Here is a 23,985-nt window from a genome sequence, read left to right as displayed (position 1 = left end):
GAGTAGCATTCTAACGGAATGCATCTGATGATGTGGATTAGTCGTTAATTTTTTACATTTTTTGTGATGATTTTGAGGATGTGGTGTTAAAATACCGCATATTTTCCGGTGATGCCGGTTAAATTCAGAAAAAAATTGGAGAAAAAACACATGAAAAGACAAGAGCAACTCGAACGTGCCAAAAGCGGGGAAGAATGGGACGTCGTCGTTATCGGCGGCGGTGCAACCGGCCTTGGTATCGCCGTTGATGCCACCACGCGCGGCTTCAAAACCTTATTGCTCGAACGCATGGACTTCGCCAAAGGCACATCCAGCCGCAGCACCAAGCTCGTACACGGTGGTGTGCGCTATCTCGCCCAGGGCGACGTAGCCCTCGTGCGTGAAGCCCTGCGCGAACGCGGCCGCCTCGGCAAAAACGCACCGCACCTCTTCAAAAGTGAAGCTTTCATCATCCCCGGCGAAAAATGGTGGACCGCACCGTACTACACCTTCGGCCTGTGGCTCTACGACCGCCTCGCCGGCAAACTCGGTATCGGCCGGACCCGTTACCTCGGCAAAGATGAAGCGAACCGCCTGCTCCAAGGCGTCAAGCCCGAAAAATTACGCAACGGCGTCTGTTACTACGATGGCCAGTTCGACGACGCCCGTCTCGCCGTCAACCTCGCACAAACCGCAGTTGATCACGGTGCAACCGTCGTTAACTACTGCGAAGTCACAGGTCTCAGCAAAAACGACGCCGGTAAAATCAATGGCGTCAAAGCCAAAGATACCCTCAGCGGCGACACCTTCGACATCAAAGCCAACTGCGTCGTCAACGCTACCGGCGTCTTCACTAACGAAATCAATGCAATGGACAATCCGGAAGGCATGGACGGCGTCGTTCCCAGCCAGGGCGTACACATTGTTATTGACCGCGAATTCCTGCCGGGCGACAGCGCGCTGATGGTGCCGAAAACCTCAGACGGTCGCGTTCTCTTCGCCGTGCCGTGGCATGACAAACTCGTCGTCGGCACCACCGATACCCTCGTCAAAGACGCCGAATACGAGCCGAAGCCGCTGGAAAAAGAGATCGACTTCATCCTGAACACCGCCAAAGACTACCTCGTCAAAGCGCCGACCCGCGCCGACATCAAGAGTGTCTTCGTCGGTCTGCGTCCGCTCGCCGCGCCGAAAGAAGGCGGCAAGAGCACCAAAGAAGTCTCGCGCAGCCACAAAGTACACGTTACTCCGTCCGGTATGGTGGACATCATCGGCGGCAAATGGACAACCTACCGGCAAATGGCTGAAGACGCCGTTGACGCCGCTATCAAAGAAAATGTCCTGCCCGCCAAAGACTGCAAAACCGTTGACCTGAAAATCCACGGCCACCAACCAGCAGACGAAAAAAGCCATCTTGGCCTCTACGGCAGCGACCGCGCCGCTATCGAAGCTCTGGCAAAAAGCGATGCCAAAGCCGGCAGCAAAATCCACCCGAATCATCCTTTCCTCTACGCCGAAGCCCTGTGGGCAGTGCGTGAAGAAATGGCACAAACCCTGGAAGACGTGCTGGCACGCCGCATCCGCTTCCTCTTCCTTGATGCCCGTGCTGCCGCTGAAGTCGCCGAAGATGTCGCCCGTTACATCGCCGCCGAACTCGGCAAAGATGAGGCCTGGGTGAAAGAACAAACCGCCTCCTTCCGTGAACTGGCGAAGCAGTACCACTTCTGAGTCTGCGCTTTGCGCGACAAAAAACGCTGCTTCGGCAGCGTTTTTTATTGGGCTGATGCCATGCCCGACGGAAAAACACGGGGTTTATAGGGTAGGACAGGTCAGTCATTAGCGGGGTAAATCCTGGGCAAAAAGAAACCCGCCGTAGCGGGCTTCTTTGCATTACGCGGCAGTTCACGCTTTCTTTTTCACCGCGAGGCCGCCGGAGGCTTGCGCGACCGGCATGATTTCCACGCGGTTGATGTTCACATGTGCCGGGCGCTCGGCGATCCACAGCACGGTGTCGGCAATGTCGTCGGCAGTGAGGTAGTCCACGTTGGCATAGAGCGCGGCGGCTTTGGCATCGTCGCCGTGGTAGCGCACGTTGGAAAATTCGGTGCCGCCACAGAGGCCGGGTTCGACGTTGGAGACGCGCACGTTGGTGCCGAGCAGGTCGGCGCGCAGGTTGAGGCTGAATTGTTTGACGAAAGCCTTGGTCGCGCCGTAGATGTTACCGCCTGCGTACTGGTAGGTACCGGCAGTCGAGCCGAGGTTGATGATGTGGCCGCGATTGCGCGCCACCATGCCGCCGAGTACGGCATAAGTAACGGTAACGAGGCCGCCGATATTGGTCGCGATCATTTGTTTCCAGTCAGCGAGGTTGCAGTTAGGGAAGGGATCGGCGCCGAGGGCGAGTCCGGCGTTATTCACGAGCAGATCAATGTCCTGCCAGGCGGCAGGCAAGCTCTTTAATGCGGCCAGCGTCGCCGCTTCGTCGCTGATGTCGAAGGCGAGTGGCAGGCAGGCGTCGCCGAGTTCGTCGCAGAGGGCTTGCAGGCGTTCGGCGCGGCGGCCGGTGATGATGACTTGATGACCGCGAGCGACAAGTTTGCGCGCAATGGCGGCGCCAAATCCGGAGGTAGCACCGGTAACGAGGGCTTTCATGAGTTGTCTCCTGTGTTGTGAAGGGATGCGGGGCGCAGGCTGATGTCGCCTGCCGTCCAGGGGTGGATGTTGCCGTCGGTATCTTCGAGCAGCAGTTGGCCTGCTGCATCAATGCCACGGTTGATGCCGCGACTATTGCCCTGGGCATGGCTGAGACAGACTCTTTGTTCGTAATACAGGTCAAGCTCACGCCAACGGGCGGGATAGTCGGTGCGGGCAGCAGGGTGAGCGGCACAGGCAGCGCGCCAGGCGTTGATGAGCGCAGCAGTGAGGGCATTGCGCGCGATGGGCCCCGCTTCGCTCAGAGCCGCGTGTGGCTGGTCGATACCGGGCAGCGGTTGCAGATTGATGCCGATGCCGGCGATGGTGGCGATGCCCTGCGCGCTGCTATGGGTTTCGACGAGGATGCCGCCGACTTTGCGTCCGTCGAGATAGAGATCGTTCGGCCATTTGAGGCGCACAGGGAAACCTGCCTGCCGCAACGCTTCAGCAGCGGCGAGGCCGAGGCCGATGCTAAGGGCGGCAGCGGCAGCAGGTTCGGGGTAGTGCCAGTAGTGACTGAGGATAATTTGTCCGGCGAAGGGGGATTGCCAGTGTCGGCCACGGCGGCCACGTCCGGCGCTTTGGTATTCAGCGAGGGCGACCGTGCCGTTTGCCGGCGAATGCAAGCGGGCGAGAACGCTGTTGGTGGAATCGGTTACGACATTGAGGTGGATGGGAGCCTGCGGGCAGGCGACGCGCAGGTAGGCGGCGTCAAGCAGTTCGGGCGGTGGATCAAGCCGCCAGCCGTCTGCGCTTTCCGCGACGCGCAGGATGCCACGCGTGTGCAGATCGGCCAAGAGCATGCGCAGTGCGGCAGGGGTAGTAACGAGGTGTTGGGCGAGTTCGCTTTCCGCCCAGGCGGGTTGGGCAGCAAAGGCTTCAAACAAGCGGGTTTCCGGCATGGCAGGAAGGGATGTGTGGGTGTGCAGCAAGGATAGTCCCGCGCACCGGGTTTTGCCAGTTCGTAGCGCTTTTATACCAGACGCGCCAGAAACGGCCATACCGTCCACAAAGCAGCCGCGATAACCAGCCCGCCGAGCAGCAGGCGGCTGCCGTCCCGAGTGAGCGCTTGTAGCAGCGTGCCGGAGAAGACGCCGAGCAGCAGCATCGCGGGCAGTGTTCCCAGACCAAATGTCAGCATCACCAGCGCCGCCGCCAGCGGGTTGCCGCTAATCAGGGCAAGGCCGAGGGCGCTATAAATCAGGCCGCAGGGTAAGAGTCCCCAGAGGAAGCCGAGCAGCAGCGCATCGCTGGCACTGCGCACCGGCAGCAAGGTTTGCACGAATCCAGCCAGCGGCTGCCACAGTTTGATGCCGTAGCGTTCCAGGCGACGCAGCCAGTTGACGCCCAGGATGATTTGCACCCCCACCAGCAGCATCGCCAGCGCTGCCACGATTCGCAACGCGGCCCCCCAAGCGGGATTGTGCGGACGGAAGCCGAAAAGCGGCAGCAGGCAGCCGAAGATCAGCCCCAGGGTGCTGTAACTCAGCAGGCGCCCGCCGTGATACACCAGCAGGTAACGCTTGCGTGTGCTGCCCAGACCAAGCGAGGCGCTGATACCGCCGCACATCGCCACGCAATGTGCGCTGCCGGCGAGGCCGGTGGCGAGGGCGGTGAGCAATACCGCGCCGTTCATTGGTCTTGCCGCTCGTGTCGGCGTTCTTCGTCGGTGTCGTCGAGAAGCGGGATCATGCCGGGCGATTCGAGGTCGTCGAACTGGCGGTGTTTAACCGCCCAGGAGAAAGCCAGCACCGCCGCCACGATAAGGACGACGGACATCGGGATCAGAAGGTAGAGAATCTGCATGTAAAACCAGCGGAAAGGGAAAAGGTGCATTATGCGGCAAACCCGCTTGCCTGGCAGGGGAAAGCGCGCTTGCCTTCAATATGAATTGCCGTAAAGTATGTATTCCCACCCGACATCATGAGGAAACCTCAATGAATAAGCGCCTCCTGTTACCCACCCTGCTCGCCCTCGCCTTCTCCGCCCAGGCCGAGACCGTTTTCCGCCGCGCCAACGGCAGCGAGCCGAAGAGCATCGATCCGCAGCTCGCCAGCGAGAACGCCGGCTCAGCGGTCATTTATGACAACTTCGAGGGCCTCGCCAGCGCCGCTGCCGACGGCACCATCATCCCCGGTGTCGCCGAGAAATGGGAGGTGTCGGCAGACGGCAAGACATACACCTTCCACCTGCGCGACAACGCCAAATGGTCGGACGGCAGCCCTGTCACCGCCGCCGATTTCGTCTATGCCTGGCAGCGCGCGGTCAACCCCGCCAGCGGCGGCGAATACGCCTTCATCCTCTATCCCGTGAAGAACGCTGAAGCCATCGCGACCGGTGCGGAAAAAGACCTGAACGCACTCGGCATCAAGGCGCTGGACGAACGCACCCTGCAAGTCGAACTGAACACGCCAACGCCATATTTCATCAGCCTGCTCACCCACTACACCAGCTACCCCGTGCCACAGAAAGCCATTGAGCAACATGGCGATAAATGGACGCAACCTGGCAACATTGTCACCAACGGTGCCTACCGCGTCAGCGAATGGAAACCGCAAGCGCTACTGGCGGCGGAAAAATCGCCGACGTACTGGAACCACGAGCAAGTCGCCATCGACAAAGTCATCTACTATCCGATCGAATCTGAAAGCAGCGCCTTTGCCCGCTACCGTGCCGGAGAAGTGGACTACGTCGAATCCCTCTCGCCGGAAAGCCTGGAAACCGCGAAAAAAGATTACGCCGCCGAGCTGCACATTGATCCCTACCTTTCCACCTACTGGTACGGCTTCAACCTGACCAAGCCGCCCTTCAAGGACAACCTTAAACTGCGCGAGGCGCTGACCATCGCCATCGACCGCCAAGCCATCGTGGACAAAATCACCAAAGCGGGACAAATCCCCGCTTACAGCGTCGTCCCGCCCGCCACCAACAACAGCGCTCCCTACCTGCCGGATTACGCCAAACTCGACCGCCAGGCACAAATCGAGCGCGCCCGCGCGCTGTACGCCGAAGCGGGATACAGCAAGGACAAGCCGCTCAAAGTCACCATCACCTACAACACCAGCGACGCGCACAAAAAAATCGCCGTTGCCGTCGCCGCCATGTGGAAGCAGGTGCTGGGCGTGCAGGCCGAACTGGAAAACCAGGAATGGAAAGTCATGCTCTCCAACCTGAACCAGAAAAACGTCGAAGTGTACCGCTACGCCTGGATCGGCGATTACAACGATCCCTACACCTTCCTCGAAATCTTCCAGCAAAACGCCAGCATGAACCATTCCGGCTTCGCCGACCCCGCCTATGACGCCGCCCTTAAAGCCGCTGCTGGCACGCTCGACCTGCCAACGCGCGCCCAGCAGTTGCAAGAAGCGGAAAAAATCGTCACCGATAATTACGTCGTCGCCCCGATTTATCACTACGTCACCGTGCGCCTGCTCAAACCCTACGTCAAAGGCTACGAGCCGAACATCATGGGACAAGTCCGCAGCCAGTACCTGCGCATCGAAAAATAAAACCACCCGAAGGAGAACATATGCAACGACACCTGCTCGCCACCCTCCTGCTCGCTGCCCTTTGTGGCGGCGCGCAGGCCGAAATCATCTTCCGCCGCAGCAACGACGCCGAACCCGCCAGTATGGACCCGCAACTCGCCCAAGGCATGCCAGAAATGCACATCCTGCGCGACATGTTCGTCGGCCTCGTCGATGAAGACGCCGGTGCACGCCCCATCCCCGGCGCCGCTGCCAGCTGGGACGTGAGTAGCGACGGCAAAACCTGGACCTTCCATCTGCGTGAAGCCAACTGGTCGGACGGCAAACCCGTCACCGCTGACGACTTCGTCTATGCCTGGCGGCGCGCCGTCGATCCGGAAACCGGCAGCAAATACGCCTTCTTCCTCTACCCGGTCAAAAACGCCAAAGAAATCGCCGAAGGCACGGCAGCAGTGGACAGCCTCGGCATCACCGCCGTGGACGCGCACACCCTGCGCGTCGAGCTGAACAACCCAACGCCATACTTCACCGGCCTGCTCAGCAACGCCGCCACCTACCCCGTGCCGCGTCACGTCGTGGAAAAATACGGCAAAGACTGGACGCGCGCCGAACACATCGTGGGCAACGGCGCTTTCAAAATGCGCGAATGGAAACCATCGGCCAGCATCACCCTGGAAAAATCGCCTACCTACTACGGCGCCGCCCAAGTCGTACTCGACAAAGTCATCTACTACGTCAGCGAAGACAAAAACGCCGAACTGCAACGCTACCGTGCCGGCGAACTTGACTGGACGGCGGACGTGCCCAACGACCAGATCAAATGGCTGAGCGAAAATCTCGGTGACGAACTGAGCATCCACAACTACCTCGGCACCTACTACTTCGGCTTCAACCTGACCAAAGAACCGTTCAAAGACGCGCCCAAACTGCGTGAAGCGCTGAACCTTGCGCTCGACCGCGACCGCATCGTCAAACTGGCGGGCAGCGGCGAAACCCCGGCCTACGGCTTCGTCACCCCGGGCGTGAGCGGCTACACCCCCTACACCCCCGACTACGCCGCCTGGGACTATGCCAAACGCCTCGAACGCGCGAAAAAACTCTACAGCGAAGCAGGCTACAGCAAAGACAAACCGTTCAAAGTCGAGCTGCTCTACAACAGCAACGACAACAACAAAAAAGTCGCTATCGCCGTCGCTGCCTTGTGGAAAGAAGGCTTGGGCGTAGAAACCACCCTGACCAACAAAGAATGGAAGGCCTACCTCAACGACCGCCGCGAATACAAAACACAAATCTTCCGGGGCTCGTGGATGGGCGATTACGATGATGCCAACACCTACCTTGACCTTTTCATCAGCGGCGGCGGCAGCAACACCATCGGCCTGAACGACCCCGAATACGACAAAATCCTCGCTGCCGCAGCGGCGGAAACCGATGCCGGAAAACGCGCCGCCCTGCTACAGAGTGCGGAAAAACGGCTGATTGACCAGAACGGCCTCATCCCGGTGTATTACTTCGTCTCCAAACATCTGGTGAAGCCCTACGTCAAAGGCTACGAAGCCAACGTGATGAACCACTGGCCGAGCAAATACATCCGCATCGAAAAATAAGCCGCCCCCCCAAAACCGCCCCTGTGGCGGTTTTTTTAGCGGCAGAATTGACGCTGCCGCGCCATGCGGGTAGTTTGGCCCTGCCACAATCCGCTGGCTTTCCCTGGAGAAAAGACATGAAAAGAACCCTGCTTGCCGCCGTCCTGTGTTGCGCCCTGCCGGTACTCGCCACCCCGGGCCGCTCCACCCAGGAGATTATCGACACCGCGCCGGCCGATGCCTGGCGCACACCGGATCCCGCCAACCTGCTCTATATGCAGCTTGATAAGGGCACGGTGGTCTTCGAACTGGCGCCGGACTTCGCTCCGGAGCATGTCGCGCAAATCAAACTGCTGGCGCAGCAACACTTTTGGGACGGCCTGAGCGTGTATCGCGTGCAGGACAACTACGTCGCCCAGTTTGGCGATCCCGATGCCGAGGACAAAGCCAAGGCAAAACCGCTGCCGCCGGAAAGCAAGGCGCTGCCCGCCGAATTTACCCGCCCGCTGGCCGGACTGGCGTTTACCGCCCTGCCGGATAAAGACGGCTGGGCCAAGCAGGTCGGATTTGCCGACGGCTTTGCCGTAGCGAACGATGACAAAGATGCCTGGCTGACCCACTGCTACGGCGTGCTCGGTTCCGGACGTAACGATCCGCCGGATAGCAGCAACGGCGCCGAACTCTATGTCGTCATCGGCCAGTCGCCGCGCTACCTCGACCGCAACATCACCCTGGTCGGCCGCGTCGTGCACGGCATGGAACTACTCAGCAGCCTGCCGCGCGGCACCAATAACAACGCAGGTTATGCCGGCTACTACAACAGCCCGGCGGAATACACCCCAATCAAGAATATCCGCCTCGGCAGCGAAGTGCCGGAAAGCGAACGCCTGGCGCTGCAAATCATGAAGACCGATAGCCCGGCCTTCGCCGAGATGGTGGAATCGCGGCGCAACCGCAGCGGCGACTGGTTCATGCGCACCGCCGGTTACACCGATGTGTGCAATATCAGCGTGCCATCACGCGTGCAGCGATAAACGTCCGGCCTATAAAAATCCCGCCATCCGGCGGGATTTTTTATGGCATGCAAAGACACTTGCTTGTCACCGGCGGCTATCGGGATGGATTGTTGGCGGGCGTATATTCTTTTTCGACAAGTTGTTTTGTCGCCAAATAGGAGAGAAAAATGCCAGGTTATCCCGCAGGTTTGTTAAGAAACCGCTCAGTCGTCAAACATGGTAATTATGCCGTAATTACTCCGGAAGGACGGGTTATCAATACGGTTCCCGGTCTGACGGATTGCAAAATGACGATTCTTGCCACGCCAAAAATGGGCGCCAGCTTTATTCAGCTCATTGGCACGCTTGGCCCGAATGCGAAAAGCACGATTACTTACGGCGCCAAGGCGCATGAGGAATCGTTTATTTATTTGCTCGAAGGCCCGGCAGAATTAAAGGTCAAGGTCGGCGATAAAAGCGAAGTATTAAAACAGGGTGGCTATGCTTATGCCCCGCCCGGTGTCGGCATCGATTTTGAAAACGCAAACCACAAGGAAGGCCGTATCCTGCTCTACAAGCAGCGTTATGTGCCGCATCCGGGCGGTCTGGCTCCCTATGCCGTATTTGGCAATGTCAATGCCATTCAATGGACGGATTATGATGGTATGGCCAATGTCCATATTAAGGATTTGCTGCCGGTAGAAGAAGCCTTCGATATGAATATGCATATTCTCAGTTTCGATCCCGGCGCCAGCCACAATATTATCGAAACGCATGTGCAGGAACATGGCGCTTATGTGTATGAAGGCCAAGGCTGCTATTTGCTGGATGAAGACTGGTATTTGATTCAGGAAGAGGATTTCATCTGGTTTGGCCCGTATTGCAAGCAGGCATCTTATGCCGCTGGCCGTGGCCCATTCAGCTACATTTATTCTAAAGATTGCAACCGCGACGTGGAAATCTGATTTTTTATTCCTGTTTTTTCTACTCGTTTTACAAGAGGTATCCGTTATGGCACTTAATAGTCAATTCAAAACGCTCGATATTCGCGAGGTATTGGCTGAAACCCATATGAAGGGGAAAAATATTACTTTCCTCGATGATTTCAGCCGCGATGAGCTGCTTGCCCTTTTCCGTGCCGCCGAAATGCTGGAACCTTTCCTGCGTACCGGCCTCAATCTGCTGCAAGGCAAGGTGCTTTACACCCTGTTCTTCCAGCCTTCCACCCGCACCCGTTGCAGCCATGAAAACGCCATGCTGCGTCTCGGCGGCAATGTGATCACGGAATCTGACCCGACGCACAATTCCGCCGTCGCCAAGAATGAGAGCCTTTATGACTCGCTGCGGGTAACTTCGGAATATGCCGACGTCATTGTCATGCGTCACCCGGATGACAAGGAAGCGCTGGGCGCATTGGCAGAGCTCGGCCCGTATGTCTCTCCGGTGATCTCCGGCGGTTACGGCCACGTGACCCACCCGACCCAGGGCCTGCTGGACTGCTACACCTGCTGGCGCGCTTTCGGTGATCTCACCAACACGACGGTGGCGATTGCCACGCCGGATTTGTCCCGTGCCCGTTCCGGACAATCTTTCGCGCTGGCACTGGCGGCCATGGGCGCGAAGATCATTTACACCGGCACCAGCGAGCTGCGCACCCCGGAAATCGTGCGTAATAAGCTGGTCGCGATGGGGGCCGACTTCGAAGAGCATTTCGACCTCACCATGAAGCAGAACGAGGAACTCTATGCCGACAAGGGCGTGGACGTGATTTATCTGCCGGGCAGCTCGCTGAAGAAAGATGACCCGAACCGCGAGGACTTCATGAAGACGATGGCGCAGTACTACGTCTCGCTGGAGATGCTGCAAAACATCAAGAAGAAGACCGGCAAGGTTGTCGGCGTGCACCATTCGCTGCCGCGCAACCCGGGCGAGTTCGACTTCGGCATCGACAACACCGAGCACCAGCTCTATTTTCGTGGCATCGGCTTCTCAATCGCCGTGCGCATGGCGCTGCTCTCCGCCGTCGTCGGCGTCAATTAAAGTCAGCCCCGTCTTTCCTCCCGAACCGTTGCCGCCGCCCGGTGGCAACACCCCCCACCATTTTGCAGGAGAACCTTCATGTCAGCGCAACCGCCGGAAGCTCCGGCCAAAAAGAAATTCAAGATGCCCGATATTTATATCGTGCTGGTGATCTTCATCCTGTTGGTCGCCGCCTTCACTTACATCATCCCTGCGGGGCAGTACGAACGCGAAACCATCCAGACGGCGCACGGCACGCAGACGATGGTGGTGAAGGATACCTACCACACCATCGAGCAGCATCCCGTCGGCTTCATGGATCTGGTTACCGCCATTCCGGACGGTCTGAAACGCGCCGCCGGTATTGTCTTCCTCACCTTTATGGTCGGCGGCTGCATGGGTCTCATCAAACGTGCCGGCCTGATCGATATGGGCGTGCAGAACCTGAACCGCGCCGTCGGCGACAAAGGCTATCTGGTCATTCCCATCCTTATCAGCGTCTTCACCAGTCTTGCCGCCTTCATCGGCGTGCCGGAACTGTCGCTGGCCTACCTGCCGGTGCTCCTGCCGCTCTTCTACCGCTTGGGCTATGACGGCATGACCGCTACCGCCGTGTCGCTGCTCGGCCCCTGCATGGGCTTCACCTTCGGCCTCACCATCCCAGGTTCAGTTGGCGTCGGCCAGCAGATTGCCCAGTTGCCAATGTTCTCCGGCTCGGGCATGCGCGCCCTGGTGCTGCTCACCGTGCTCGTCATCACCATCATCTACGTGATGCGCTATGCCGCGAAGGTCAAGGCGGACCCGCAAAAAAGCCTGACGCTCGAAACCGACCGCGCCATGCGCGAGGCTATCGCCGCCGAAGATGCCGCCAAAGGCGAAATGACCTTCAGCAAGCGGCAGAAATACGCCGGTATCGCCTGCTTCATCATGTTCCCCATCGCCATCGCGATGATCCTCATCAAAAACCTCGGCTTTGAAGCCATCGGCGGGCTGTTCCTGCTGATCGGTATCGCCGCCGCTGCGATTGCGGGCAAGAAACCGCAAGAAATCTGCGACGACGTCAACGCCGGCATGCGCGACATGATGGTCGCTGCCCTGCTCTGCGGTGTCGCCAGCGCTATCGCCGTCGTCATGGACAAGGGCATGATTACCGACACCATCGTGTATTGGCTGGAAAGCGCGACCCGCTCCGTGCCGCAGGAAGTCACCGCTATCACCATCTTCTGGGAACAGTCGCTGTTTAACTTCCTCATCCCTGGTGCTACCGCCCTGACCCTGCTCACCATGCCGATTCTCTCGCCGCTGGCAGAACTGCTCAATATCGACCAGCAGACCGTAGTCTCGGCCAACGCCTGGGGCGGCCAGCTTACCGACATCTTCTTCCCCACCTCCGGCTTCTTCGTCGCCACCCTGGTGATCGCCAAAGTGGAATACGGCAAATGGCTGCGCTTTTACACCCCGCTGATGTTTATGCTGGGCGGCGTCGCCTGTGTCGCCCTCTACCTCATGCAGACCTTCGCAGGCCGATGACCCAGCCCCTACGGCGTGCCGCTCACCGGCACGCCGTAACCCCAGCTTGCCGCCCTGCCCCATATCTCGCGTCAGACCATCATCTCTGCCAACGCTTGGAGCGGCCAGCTTACCGACATCTTCTTCCCCACCACCGGCTTCTTCATTGCCACCCACGTCAATCGAATTCGGCAAATGGATCCGCTTCCACAACCCGCTGATGCGCACCTTCACCCTCCTCACCAGCATTGCGCTCAACCTCATGCAGATCCTTACCATCACCTTCTGAACCAACCGGGAGCACATCATGTACGACACCCTCATCAAAAACGGCTTACTCGTCCTGCCCGAACGCTGCATGAATGGCGACATCGCCATCAAGGACGGCAAAATCGCCCGCATCGCACCGCAAATAGACGCAGCAGCGGCGGAAACCATCGATGCTGCCGGCAACTACATCCTGCCCGGCATGGTGGACGTGCACATGCACGTCTCCGAACCAGGACGCACCGAATGGGAAGGCTACCTCACCGGCACCAAAGCCATGGTCGCCGGCGGCACCACCGCCTTCGTCGAAATGCCGCTGAACACCATCCCGGCGACGATGGACATAGCCAGCCTCAACCTCAAACTGGAAGCCGCCAAAGACCAGTGCTATGCGGACTACGCGCCGATGGGCGGCCTCCTGCCCTGGAACCTCAATGACCTCAAACCGCTGTCAGAAGCGGGCGTGGCCGCCTTCAAAGCCTTCGTCGCCACCTGCGGTAGCGGCAAACCCGGCGACTTCAAAGACGTGACCGACTACGAACTCTACGCCGGCATGCAAGTGCTGGCCGAAACCGGCGACCTGCTCATCGTCCACTGCGAAAACGCCTCCATTACCGATAAACTCGGCGAAAAAGCCCAACAAGAAGGGAAAAAACTGCTCTCCGACTACGTCGCCACCCGCCCCGTCTTCACCGAAGTCGAAGCCGTGCGCCGCGTCCTGCTGCTCGCCAAAGAAACCGGCTGCCGCATCCATATCGCCCATTGCAGCTGCCCGGAAGCCGTCGCCGCCGTTCTCGAAGCCCAGGCCGAAGGCGTGGACGCCAGCTGCGAATCCTGCCCGCACTACTTCCTGCTCGCGACCGAAGACCTCGACGCCATCGGCAACAAAGCCAAATGCTCCCCGCCCATCCGCGACCGCAAAAACCAGGTACGCATGTGGGAACTGCTGGAAAACGGCATCCTCAACATCATCGGATCCGACCACTCGCCCTGTACCCCCGACCTCAAAGCGGGCGACGACGCCTTCAAAGCCTGGGGCGGCATCAGCGGCACCCAAAACAGCGTGGACATGATGTTTGACGCAGCAGTGAAAAAACGTAACATTAGCCCGGTCACCCTCATGCAAGCGCTTGCTACCCAGCCTGCCGCCCGCTTCCGCCTCGCCGACAAAGGCGCGCTGGCCCTCGGTAAAGACGCCGACATCGTCATTCTTGACCCGAACCAGCGCTACACCCTGCGCGCTGAAGACCTCTACTACAAAAACCCATTCAGCGCCTACGAGGGCTTCGACATCGGCTGCCGCATCACCCGCACCCTGCTGCGCGGCCAAACCGTTTACACCCTCGCGGACGGCATCGTCGGCAAACCGCAGGGCAAGCGGATGTACATCGCCAAATAAATGCTCCCACTCCTAACCTAAGGACACACCATGAAAATCGTCATTGCCCTCGGCGGCAACGCCCTCTTGAAACGCGGCGAACCCATGACCGCAGAAAACCAGCGGGAAAACGTCAAAACCGCCTGTGCCCAGATCGCCCGCGTTTACGACGGCAACCAGCTCATCATCACCCATGGCAACGGCCCGCAAGTCGGCCTGCTGGCGCTGCAAAACAACGCCTACAAAGAAGTGCCGATGTACCCGCTTGACGTTCTCGGTGCCGAAACCGCCGGCATGATCGGCTACATGATCCAACAAGAACTCTCCAACACCGTGCCGGGCAGCGCCTCCATTGCCACCGTGCTGACGCAAATCCAGGTAGATCCGAAAGACCCTGCCTTCCAAAAACCCAGCAAACCGGTCGGCCCGGTGTACAGCAAAGAAGAAGCGGACAAAATCGCCGTTGAAAAAGGCTGGACGATGGCGCCGGACAACGACAAATACCGCCGCGTTGTCGCCAGCCCCAAACCCGTCAACATCTTCGGCCTGGAACCGCTGAAAACCCTCATCGATAATAAATACATCGTTGTCTGCGGCGGCGGCGGCGGCATCCCGACCTGGGTCGATGACAAAGGCAAACAGCACGGTGCCGAAGCCGTCATCGACAAAGACCTCGCCACCGCCCTGCTCGCCACCCTGATTGACGCCGACCTCTTCGTCATCGCTACCGACGTGGACGGTGCCTACCTCGACTGGGGCAAACCCGAACAAAAACGCATCGCCCTGGCTGCGCCGGATGCCGCCCTTGCCTTCGGCTTCGCCAGCGGCTCAATGGGGCCGAAAATCGAAGCGGCGGCAAACTTCGCCAAAGCGACCGGCAAAGATGCCGTCATCGGTGCACTCGCCGATATCGAACAAATCGTCGCCGGCAAAGCGGGCACCCGCATCAGCGGCAAAGCCGAAGGCGTTATAGTTGAATAGATAAAAAAGCGTAACAAGGCGCGTCGCCGCAGACAGTACAAGTAGTACGGCAAGGCGACGCAACGCCGTTACGATTTTTTAGATGTTTAACTATACCTACGCTTGAGCCCTGACGAACACATCTCCCGCAGACAACGCCTTTCCGCAGGGAAAGGCGTTTTTTACTAACGAGTCTGCCGATAAAAAACCCTTCTCCGTTACCGGAGAAGGGTTGCGGGTTAGCACACCGCTTACGGCAACAACGGTTTCACCGTGCTGTCCGCTGCGGCTGCTGTTGCATCAGAAAATATTTATTTCCTTCTAAAATTCCCAATATTTCCAAAACCAGGGGTTAAAAGATTAAGACCCAGCATTAAGAACACAAAAAGATTAAAAATAGAATCGCGATAAAGTATTAGAATATTGTTAATTTCAAAAGTATAAAAAAACTCTTCTAAAGTAAGGGCGAAACCTAACAACGTAGTAAGAAAAAATAGAAAAATATCACTCACATAAGTGGTATTTTTGCCGGACTCTTTCTGAATTTTTAATTCTCCTCCGCCTAAGAGGCTATTAATATTATCTACAATTTCTGATTCACGTTCTCCACTATCACCGCCAATATATCGAATGTGGCCAAGTCGATCTATAACCTTCATATCAAACCGATCATATGTATATTTGACATGTTCTGTATCTATGGAACGGATATCCTGCCATAGTAATTTAAGTACCTTGCCTCCTGAATGATAGAAATACAATCCTTCCTTATCAATAGCTGCATAAGGATGTGCCGTTGCCGCACACAGGAGACAAAAGCGCCGAATGATGTGATAGACAAGGAATAAGTCAAGCAATATAAAACCTATGACTAAAAAAGGATATAAATTATTCAGCATAGCAGGTGGTGGGTTCTCCCATTTCTCCGGCCAATAATGGATAGCACGTAATGTAGCCGGCTGAGAACAAAAAACAAATAGCATTACTCCCCAATAGATTACGTTTATTCCTTTATCGCTAAGCATATCCCATCTCTCGTACCAAATATGATTAACCGTAACGGACGGCGTCTCCGGGAAAGCAGGAATTTTTCCGCTTAGATATTGCTGTGCGGTTTCTACAATGGCGCGATAGTCTGCATAGTCCAAGCGTCCACTGCGATAGATAACGACAGTTCCGCGCAGTGGTGTAATGCGCAAAGCACGCTGCGGCTGTCTTTGATATTCAACGGCTTTAAGTTCGTTCCAGCGCCATTGATATTGAATACGGTCAAAAATATTATGACAGGTAATGCCGCGTGGATCACAGATAACGCGAGATTTAGGGGAACGATGAATGCCAATATAGGCGTCACGTCTTAAAAAGTAGAATATAGTGAATAACCATAAGGGTATCCAGATTCCCCAGATTGCTGTAAAAAATGGTCCCAGACGATTATCGTACATAAAGATAAAGAGGAGAAAACCGACGATAATACAGCCAATCATATTCGTATATTTATACCCCAGCGTCATACCTCCCCAGCCACGCGTTCGCGGATCGGCAAAATTGAGCGGGAAATGGTGAATGGTAGAACGGGGCATGGGGGTATTCCGTAGCAGATGATTTTTTCAAGTAACACGGGATATTCCCCGTCAGTTCTTTAAAGACAGGAAATTACGTATTTTTGTTTGATGTTGCAAGTTCATGTTGCCTTGTTTTGATTTCTGTTTTGGCGCAGCGAAGACAATAGGTTTAATGGTGAGGCCAGTATTTACGCCGCTTAATGAGAGTCCGGTATTTACGTCGCTTGACGGAGCCAGTATTTACGCCGCTTGACGGGGCCAGTATTTATCCCGCTTGGCGGGGGCGGAGCCAGAGATGTTTCAGCGCGGGAAGCGCAGGGTGATGCGCAGGCCGTCGGCGTGATTTTCAGCGGTGGCGCTGCCGCCGTGGCGGTGCATCGTTTCGGCGACCAGTGTCAGGCCGAGGCCGCTGTTTTCTTTGCGGTTCAGGGTGTAGTAGCGCTCAAAGAGGCGCGGCAGGGCGTAGTCGGGGATGGGTGCTGCGGTGCGGTTGTGCAGGCTGAGGGTGGTATGGCTGCGGCTTTGTGCGACGGTGAAGGTGAGGGTGCTGCCTTCCGGGGCGGCGCGGATGGCGTTTTCCAGCAGGTTGGCGAGGGTTTGTTCGAGCCAGAAGGGGTCAGCGCGGAGGGTAAGCGGTGGTTTGAAGGGAGCATTGGCAGTGATGGGTTGATTCGCTGTCGCGGGCTGTTCCAGTCCCCTCCCGTCTTCTTCTGGAAAAGTGGCTTTTCCCGCCGTGTCTGCGTTGTGCATTGGCGCATCAACAGCCTCTTTTTTGCTGCCCCCACCCCAGTTCTTCCCGCCGGATACCCGCGTGGGAAGCGGCCACGAGGAAGGGGCTTTTTCTTCCGTGATGTTTTCGTGGAGGCTAAGGCGTTTTTGTGCGAGTCGCGCTTGTTGGGCGTGCACAAGTTTGTGCCAAAGGGCGGCGATATCAAGCGGTTGTTTGTTGAGCGGGTCTTTTTCAAGGCGTGAGAGTTCGAGCAGGCGGCGCACAAGTTCGTGCAGGCGGTTGCTTTGTTGGGCGATGTTTGCCGCAAAGCGGGCGCGGTCGGCGGCGGGCAGGTCGTCTTGCAGGAGTTCGGCGCTGGTGGTGATGGCGGTGAGCGGGCTTTTCAGTTCGTGGGTGAGGGTTTCGATGTAGCGGGTGACGTAGTCGCGGTCTTCGAGTTCGCGCCGCATATTGCCGATGGCGTCCGTCAGGCGGTTCAGTTCGGAGGCGAGGTGAAAGCGCGGCGCAGGCGGGATAGGCGCGTGGGCGGTGGCGTAGCGGCGGACAAGGTTGATGCTGCGCCGTATCCACAGGGTAAGCAGGGCGATGAGGGCGAGGCTGGCGGTGAGGTAGAGCGCACCGCTGCGGCGCAATTCGTGCTGGGTTTGTGTCTGGTAGGGCTGGATGTCGGCGCTGGGTTTGCCGAGGCTGACGACGCCGAGCAAGCGGCCGTCGCTGTCACGGATGGGGGCAGCGACGTACATGGTGCTGCCGTCTGCACCGTGGCTGCTGCGTGCACCGTATTCGCCGCGCAGGGTGCGCAGGATGTCGTTCCAGCGGCTGTAGTCTTTGCCTGTTTCAAGCGGGTTGCTGTGGTAGAGGACGATGCCGCGTGCATCGGTGATGATGAGTTGTTGGTGGTTCGCGGTTTTGTGGTTTTGGTAGATGTGGATATCGCGTGGGCGGGCAAGGTCGGCGCGCAGGGCGGCCTGCCAGGCGGGGTCGCGGATGTCGCCGTTTTGCAGGGCGGGAGCGAGGCTGGCGGCGAGGATTTGTGCGTTGTCAGCGAGGGTGTCTTCCAGCACTTGCCGCATGCCGGGGCGCAGTTGTTGCTGCACGTCGCGCATGAGCAGTGCCCCGCCCAGGGTCAGAACAAGCCCATAGACGAGGAAGAGGCGGACAAAGATGGTCATTGCAAGGTGGGCGGGGTGAGCAGCGACTCTATTTGGTTACGGAAGTAGTGGTTGCCGTTGCGGTTGTCGTACTGTTCGGCGAGGGTGCGGGCGTGTTCGGCGGCGTCCGGATAGTAGGGTGCGGCGGCGGTCAGGTATTGCAGGTAGGTGAAGCTGTTGTTGGCACAGGAGGCGTAGATGGCGTCGCTGTGTTTGTCAAAGAGCGCGCGGGCGTCGCTGTGCTCGCCCAAGCGGTTTTTTAGCTGGATGAGGCGCGGCATGATGTGGATGTGTTCGTCACCGGCGTTTTCGATGAGTTTTACGGCGTCGTTCAGGGTTTCGGCGGCGCGTGCCCAGTCGCCGGTGTGGATCATGCTGCTGATGGCGGGATAGTAGGTGATATGCGGCACTTCGGCGCAGGTGAGTTCGCCGGCGAGGATCGGTGCGGCGAGTTCGACGGCTTTTTGGTACTGACCGATGAAGTGGTGGTAGTTGACGAGTTCGGTCTGTTCGCAGGCGGGGCAGTCGGCGCTGTAATCGGCCTCGGTTTCCTGCCAGGCGGTGTAGTGCGCTTTCGCTCCATCGATGTCGCCCATATCCATGCTCATGAGCATTTGGGTTTTGTGTACGGCGGACTGGCTGAGGCCCGCCCAGTCGTAGCGGTCGCGCATGATTTCGCCGGCTAGGGTCAGGCGTTCTTTTTCGACGCCGAGGTCTTGTGCCAGTTTGGCGATGACCCATTTGTGCTGCCACAGGTTGAGCATCAGCGGCTGCCAGGCGGTATTTTTTTCGTCTTCGCTCGCGTTTTCGTCGTTGTAACAGGCGACGAATTGTTCGGCGTGGTAATCCGTCAGCCATTGCAGGCAGTACATTTGCAGGCCGGGGCTGAAGCGTTCATCCAGGATTTCTTCACCGATGATGTGTTCGGCAATGGCGGCGCAGGTGTCGTTGTCGCCGGCTTTTTCGGCTTCATTGAAGGCGGCGATGACGGTTTGCTGGCGTTGTTCGTTGTTATCGAGGGCGGCGAGTTGTTCGCGCAGTTGGCTGATGTCGGTCATGGTGTATTCGTGGTGATGGATTAAGCGGCGTAAGCCCAGTGTTTGTCCCGCTTGGCGGGAGACGGGATAGTTTGCAGGCGGGTTTTGTCCCGTCGCACGTTATGGTAATGGCGGGCCGAAGCCCGCCTTATGACAGATGATTTCAGGTTTTGTATTAAACGTATTTCCGGTGTTCTCCGCCGTGGGCGACGTTGTCGATGCAGCGCGGGCAAAGGCCGGGGTAGGCGGCGTTCTGGTTCACGGTTGGCAGGATGTGCCAGCAGCGTTCGCATTTTTCGCCCTGTGCTTTTTTCACGGTGATCGCGAGTGCGTCGCCGGCACGCAGGGTGACTTTGGAGACGATGTACACGTAGCGCAGTTCGTCTTCGAGGCGTTCAAGGGTGGCAAGCGTCGCCGCCGGTGCGGTGATGTCGAGTTCGGCTTCGAGCGAGCCGCCAATATCGCCGTTTTTGCGCGTGGCTTCCAGTGCGGTGTTCACTTCTTCACGCACGCGGATGATTTCCGCCCAGAAGGCAGCGTCATACTGCGGGTCGTAATCAGCGAGGTCGTCGTAGAAACGGGTGAGGAAGACGGATTCGGCGCGTTCGCCCGGCATATGCCGCCAGATTTCTTCGGCGGTGTAGCTCAGGATCGGCGCGAGCCAGCGCACCATCGCTTCGAGGATGTGCCAGATGGCGGTTTGCGCGCTGCGGCGAGCGATGTTGTCGGTGGCGACGGTGTATTGGCGGTCTTTGATGATGTCGAGGTAGAAACCGCCCATGTCCACCGCGCAGAAGTTGAAGAGTTGCTGGTAGATGAGGTGGAACTCGTAGTTTTGGTAAGCGGTGATGATATTGCGGTGCAGTTCGTTGGCGCGAGCGAGGGCGTAGCGGTCCAGTGCCAACAGTTGTTCCAGCGGCACGGCGTGGCGCGCGGGGTCAAAGTCGTGCAGGTTGGCGAGCAGGAAGCGGCAGGTGTTGCGGATGCGGCGGTAGGCATCGGCGCGCTGTTTGAGGATGTTGTCCGAGAGGCTGACTTCGGCGCTGTAATCGGCAGAGGATACCCAGAGTCGCAGGATGTCTGCCCCAAGGCTGTTGATGACTTTTTGCGGCTCGACGACGTTGCCCAGCGATTTGCTCATTTTCCGCCCGCTTTCGTCCACGGTGAAGCCGTGGGTGAGGAGGCCGCGATACGGCGGTTTGCCGTCGATGGCGCAGCCGGTGAGCAGCGAGGAATGGAACCAGCCGCGGTGTTGGTCCGAGCCTTCGAGGTAGAGGTCGGCAGGGTAGCCGATGTCGTCGCGTCCGCGCAGGACGGCGTAGTGGGTGCTGCCGGAATCAAACCACACATCCAGCACGTCATTGAGTTTTTCGTATTTATCGCAGTCGGTAGCGGGAATGAGGTCTTCGAGGGCGAGGGTAAACCATGCTTCGATGCCGTCTTTGGCGATGACGGCAGCGGCTTTGTCCATGATGGAGAGGATGTCCGGATGCAGTTCGCCGGTGTCTTTATGCTGCACGAAGCACAGCGGCACACCCCAATAGCGCTGGCGGGTGATGCCCCAATCCGGGCGCGTGGCGATCATGTTGGTCAGGCGGCTGCGACCCCATTCGGGGGTGAAACGGACGTTTTGCAGGCCATCCAGCGCGGTTTTGCGCAGGCCATTTTTGTCCATGCTGATGAACCATTGTGCGGTGGCACGGTAGATGGTCGGGCTGTGGTGTCGCCAGCAGTGCGGATAGCTGTGGCGGATGGGGGCATAGTGGGCAAGGCGGTCTTTTTCTTTGAGCAGTTCGACGACTTTGGGGTTGGCCTTGAAGACGTTTTCGCCAGCGAAATAGGGGGTATCGTCGGCAAAGCGGCCATCGGCAAGGACGGGGTTCACATCCACGCCGATACCGTAGTGGCGGCAGACTTCAAAGTCTTCGACACCGTGCGCGGGGGCACTGTGGACGCTGCCGGTACCGGCATCGAGGGTGACGTGCTCACCGTTGATGAGCAAACTGTCGCGCTCGATAAAGGGGTGGGCCAGGACGAGGCGATCCAGCGCTTTACCGCTGGCGGTGGCGACCGTTTGCCACGGGGTTTCCACGCCCCAGCGCTCGCGCACGCTGTCGATGAGATCTTGGGCGATGATGAAGTGGCGGCTGCCGTCATGGATGAGGGCGTATTCGAGTTCGGGGTGCAGGGCGACGGCAAGGTTCGCGGGCAGAGTCCACGGTGTGGTGGTCCAGATGATGACATCCACGGCGTCAGGCGCAGTGGCGAGATTCATGCGGCGGGCGAGGTCGGCGGTTTCGCGCACGGCAAAGCGCACGTCAATGGATTCCGAGGTTTTGTCTTCGTATTCAACTTCTGCTTCGGCCAGCGAGGAGCGGCAGTCCAGACACCAGTTGACCGGCTTGAAACCACGCACCACATGGCCATTGGCGACAATCTCGCGCAGGGCGCGAACGATGCCCGCTTCCGTCTGCGGCTGCATGGTGAGATAGGGGTGTGCCCAGTCGCCAAAGACGCCGAGGCGGATGAAATCGGCCTTTTGCAACTCGACCTGGCTTGCGGCATAACTGCGGCAGGCAGCGCGGAATTCCGTCGCACTCACCTTCGCGCCCGGCTTGCCGATTTTCTGCTCGACCTTCTGCTCAATCGGCAGGCCGTGGCAGTCCCAGCCGGGGACGTAGGGGCAATCGAAACCGAGCATCTGGCGCGATTTGGTGACGATATCTTTCAGGATTTTATTGAGGGCATGGCCGACGTGAATCGCACCGTTGGCGTAGGGTGGGCCGTCGTGCAGGATGAATTTCGGGCTGCCCGCGAACGCCGCGCGCTGCTTGCCGTAAATATCGTTGTCCTGCCAGAACGCGAGGATTTCCGGCTCACGTTGCGGCAAATTGCCGCGCATCGGGAAATCGGTAGTGGGCAGATTCAGAGTGTCTTTATAGTCAGCCATGTTGTTGTTCCTGTTGAATAAAAAATCGGGTATCGGCGATATCCTGCCGGATTTGCGCTTGCAGTGCGGCGGCGTCGGCAAAGCGGCGGGTGCTGCGCAAAAAATGGCGGATGTGAACGCGCAGCGTTGCACCATAGAGGGCGGCGCTATGGTCAAGCAAATGCACTTCCAGCTTGCGCTGCCTGCCGCCAAACGTCGGGGTCGTACCGACATTGGCGACACCCCAATGCCGCGCGTCATCGGGAGCAATAGCCACCTGCACCACATACACCCCGTCCGGCAGGCACCAGTTAGCGGGCAAATGCACATTGGCCGTCGGTGTGCTGAGTGCATGACCGCGCCCCGCGCCGTGCCGCACCTTGCCGGTAAACGTCACATCGTGACCGAGCAGATCGCGGGCATGAGCGATGTCATGCGCAGCCAGCGCTGCCCGAATTCGCGAACTGGAAATGCGTGTGCCATCTGCCTGCACCGTCGGCAAAGCCTGCAAACGGAAACCCGCTTGAGCCGCAAAACGCGTCAGCAGGGCAAAATCACCGCGCCCGCGAAAGCCGAAGCGGAAATCGTCGCCCACCAGCAAAAAACGCAGCCGCAGCGGTAGCAAATACTCGCGGATAAAGTCTTCCGGCTCCTTGCGCATCAGGGCGTGTGTAAACGACAGCAGCAGCCAGTGTTCTAAACCACACTGCGCGAGCCAGTAGGCACGATCACGCAGCGGCGTAAGCAGTGCGGGCGGTTCACCGCTGACCAGCGACTTCGGATGCGGAAAAAAACTGAGCAGGGTGGTGCTGAGATTATCCGCCGCTGCTTCCGCTGCGAGCGTACGCAAAATGGCCTGATGGCCACGGTGAACGCCATCAAAATTACCGATGGCAAGGGCGACCGGATGCGGCAACGCCGGATGACGCTGCCAACGGTGAATGAGCATGGGGCCTCGCGCAAAAAGCGCGCATTATAAAGACTTGCCTGCCGCCGCGACCAGCATTGCGCGGTGCGGTTCCAGGTCATAACCGCAAACAGCCGCGCGGGCGACGAGTTCATCAACCGGCGTACCGGCTGCCGCTTCACCCAGAGCCCAGGCGAGCGTGCTGCGCATCCCGCTCTTGCAGAACATCAGCGTCGTTTCACCGCTTGCAAGCGCCTTGCGGGTGGCTTCAATCACTTCCGGCGGGAACAACCCGCCCTTTACTGGCAGATGCAGTGTGCGGATGCCCTCTGCGGCAGCAGCAGCGGCGATGTCGGCAAACGCGGGTTGCAACGTACCTTCACCGTCGGGACGGTGGCAGATAATCTGCGTGATGCCCTGTGCGCGCAGGGCGGGAAGATCGCCGGGCTGGATTTGCTCGCTGATATAAAGATGATTGTGCAGGTGCTGCATGGGATTTCTCGGTTATATAAAAGAAGACGGGATGATAACGCCTTGCCTGGTGCCTGTCAGGATAGAAAAACTGCACGATCAATCCATCGCTATCGCGCAACGGATACTGCCGTCTGCGTCACGAAATCAAAGAGAAGCATCGCCAAACGTCCAGCAGCAAGCAGCAAGAGCGCTGCGAGGAAGCTGTCTGCGACGGTGCGCCTTGAATTGCGTGTTTAAGCGGCAGCAACGGCGTTTGAAGACTTCGCAAAATCTCCTATTTACGTGCCGACCATAACAAAAATAACGGCAAAATTTTA

20 protein-coding genes are annotated in these 23,985 nt (G+C 58.3%); 10 read left to right on the top strand and 10 right to left on the bottom strand.

Going from position 1 to position 23,985, the window contains the following annotated elements:
• Positions 1–150 precede the first annotated feature (150 nt).
• Positions 151–1,707, top strand: coding sequence for a glycerol-3-phosphate dehydrogenase/oxidase (locus LG374_RS12100; RefSeq protein WP_225757934.1), 1,557 nt, complete (start codon positions 151–153; stop codon positions 1,705–1,707).
• A 174-nt stretch (positions 1,708–1,881) separates the two neighbouring features.
• Here LG374_RS12100 and LG374_RS12095 read toward each other — a convergent pair whose 3' ends face one another.
• From LG374_RS12095 to ccoS, 4 genes are read right to left on the bottom strand one after another with little or no spacing between them, the layout of a single operon-like run.
• Positions 1,882–2,631, bottom strand: coding sequence for an SDR family oxidoreductase (locus LG374_RS12095; protein WP_225757933.1), 750 nt, complete (start codon positions 2,629–2,631; stop codon positions 1,882–1,884).
• A complete protein-coding gene (locus LG374_RS12090) occupies positions 2,628–3,605 on the bottom strand; it encodes a biotin--[acetyl-CoA-carboxylase] ligase (RefSeq protein WP_225757932.1) in 978 nt (325 codons plus the stop codon). Before LG374_RS12090 ends, LG374_RS12095 begins: the two co-directional genes overlap by 4 nt.
• A 41-nt stretch (positions 3,606–3,646) precedes the next feature.
• Positions 3,647–4,309 carry a sulfite exporter TauE/SafE family protein gene (locus LG374_RS12085; RefSeq protein ID WP_225757931.1) on the bottom strand — a complete coding sequence of 221 codons (663 nt, stop codon included), beginning with the start codon at positions 4,307–4,309 and terminating at the stop codon, positions 3,647–3,649.
• Positions 4,306–4,479: a cbb3-type cytochrome oxidase assembly protein CcoS gene (gene ccoS / locus LG374_RS12080; protein ID WP_225757930.1), complete on the bottom strand. Its 174-nt coding sequence runs from the start codon at positions 4,477–4,479 to the stop codon at positions 4,306–4,308. Before ccoS ends, LG374_RS12085 begins: the two co-directional genes overlap by 4 nt.
• 131 nt (positions 4,480–4,610) lie before the next feature.
• Between ccoS and LG374_RS12075 the strand changes: the two genes are divergently transcribed.
• The 9 genes from LG374_RS12075 (at position 4,611) to arcC (ending at position 14,896) form a co-directional block, all read left to right on the top strand.
• Positions 4,611–6,182: a peptide ABC transporter substrate-binding protein gene (locus LG374_RS12075; protein WP_225757929.1), complete on the top strand. Its 1,572-nt coding sequence runs from the start codon at positions 4,611–4,613 to the stop codon at positions 6,180–6,182.
• 20 nt (positions 6,183–6,202) lie between these two features.
• Positions 6,203–7,768, top strand: coding sequence for a peptide ABC transporter substrate-binding protein (locus tag LG374_RS12070; protein WP_225757928.1), 1,566 nt, complete (start codon positions 6,203–6,205; stop codon positions 7,766–7,768).
• Between the two features lie 116 nt (positions 7,769–7,884).
• Positions 7,885–8,781: a peptidylprolyl isomerase gene (locus tag LG374_RS12065; protein WP_225757927.1), complete on the top strand. Its 897-nt coding sequence runs from the start codon at positions 7,885–7,887 to the stop codon at positions 8,779–8,781.
• Positions 8,782–8,930: 149 nt separating this feature from the next.
• The gene (gene allE / locus LG374_RS12060; RefSeq protein WP_225757926.1) at positions 8,931–9,707 is read left to right on the top strand and encodes a (S)-ureidoglycine aminohydrolase; all 777 of its coding nucleotides are present in this window, start codon (positions 8,931–8,933) and stop codon (positions 9,705–9,707) included.
• A gap of 46 nt (positions 9,708–9,753) precedes the next feature.
• Positions 9,754–10,782 carry an aspartate carbamoyltransferase gene (locus LG374_RS12055; protein WP_370639351.1) on the top strand — a complete coding sequence of 343 codons (1,029 nt, stop codon included), beginning with the start codon at positions 9,754–9,756 and terminating at the stop codon, positions 10,780–10,782.
• A 78-nt stretch (positions 10,783–10,860) separates the two neighbouring features.
• Positions 10,861–12,291, top strand: a complete 1,431-nt coding sequence (locus LG374_RS12050; protein WP_225757924.1) for a YfcC family protein — start codon at positions 10,861–10,863, stop codon at positions 12,289–12,291.
• A gap of 145 nt (positions 12,292–12,436) precedes the next feature.
• Positions 12,437–12,559 carry a hypothetical protein gene (locus LG374_RS12440; RefSeq protein WP_255594566.1) on the top strand — a complete coding sequence of 41 codons (123 nt, stop codon included), beginning with the start codon at positions 12,437–12,439 and terminating at the stop codon, positions 12,557–12,559.
• Positions 12,560–12,577: 18 nt separating this feature from the next.
• A complete protein-coding gene (gene allB, locus LG374_RS12045; RefSeq protein WP_225757923.1) occupies positions 12,578–13,936 on the top strand; it encodes an allantoinase AllB in 1,359 nt (452 codons plus the stop codon).
• 30 nt (positions 13,937–13,966) lie between these two features.
• Entirely contained in the window at positions 13,967–14,896 is a 930-nt protein-coding gene (arcC, locus tag LG374_RS12040; protein WP_225757922.1) for a carbamate kinase, read from the top strand.
• A 290-nt stretch (positions 14,897–15,186) separates the two neighbouring features.
• Here the strand turns inward: arcC and LG374_RS12035 are convergent, their stop codons facing one another.
• The 6 genes from LG374_RS12035 to LG374_RS12005 all read right to left on the bottom strand — a co-directional run bounded on the left by LG374_RS12035 (position 15,187) and on the right by LG374_RS12005 (position 23,686).
• Positions 15,187–16,458 (bottom strand): hypothetical protein, encoded by a 1,272-nt coding sequence (locus LG374_RS12035; protein WP_225757921.1) that lies wholly within the window; start codon positions 16,456–16,458, stop codon positions 15,187–15,189.
• 282 nt (positions 16,459–16,740) lie between these two features.
• Positions 16,741–18,342 (bottom strand): two-component system sensor histidine kinase CreC, encoded by a 1,602-nt coding sequence (creC, locus tag LG374_RS12465; RefSeq protein WP_304518583.1) that lies wholly within the window; start codon positions 18,340–18,342, stop codon positions 16,741–16,743.
• On the bottom strand, positions 18,339–19,379 hold the full coding sequence (locus tag LG374_RS12020) for a hypothetical protein (protein ID WP_225757920.1): 1,041 nt from the start codon (positions 19,377–19,379) through the stop codon (positions 18,339–18,341). The genes creC and LG374_RS12020 overlap by 4 nt, the downstream gene beginning before the upstream one ends.
• A 154-nt stretch (positions 19,380–19,533) precedes the next feature.
• Entirely contained in the window at positions 19,534–22,308 is a 2,775-nt protein-coding gene (ileS, locus tag LG374_RS12015; protein WP_225757919.1) for an isoleucine--tRNA ligase, read from the bottom strand.
• Positions 22,301–23,236: a riboflavin biosynthesis protein RibF gene (gene ribF, locus LG374_RS12010; protein ID WP_225757918.1), complete on the bottom strand. Its 936-nt coding sequence runs from the start codon at positions 23,234–23,236 to the stop codon at positions 22,301–22,303. Before ribF ends, ileS begins: the two co-directional genes overlap by 8 nt.
• 24 nt (positions 23,237–23,260) lie before the next feature.
• Positions 23,261–23,686: a TIGR01244 family sulfur transferase gene (locus tag LG374_RS12005; protein WP_225757917.1), complete on the bottom strand. Its 426-nt coding sequence runs from the start codon at positions 23,684–23,686 to the stop codon at positions 23,261–23,263.
• Positions 23,687–23,985 lie beyond the last annotated feature (299 nt).

It is taken from the genome of Cardiobacterium sp. Marseille-Q4385 (assembly GCF_916618745.1).
Taxonomy (GTDB): Bacteria; Pseudomonadota; Gammaproteobacteria; order Cardiobacteriales; family Cardiobacteriaceae; genus Cardiobacterium.
The sequence above is the reverse complement of the archived record's forward strand: the minus strand, read 5'-3'. Positions and strand labels throughout refer to the sequence as shown.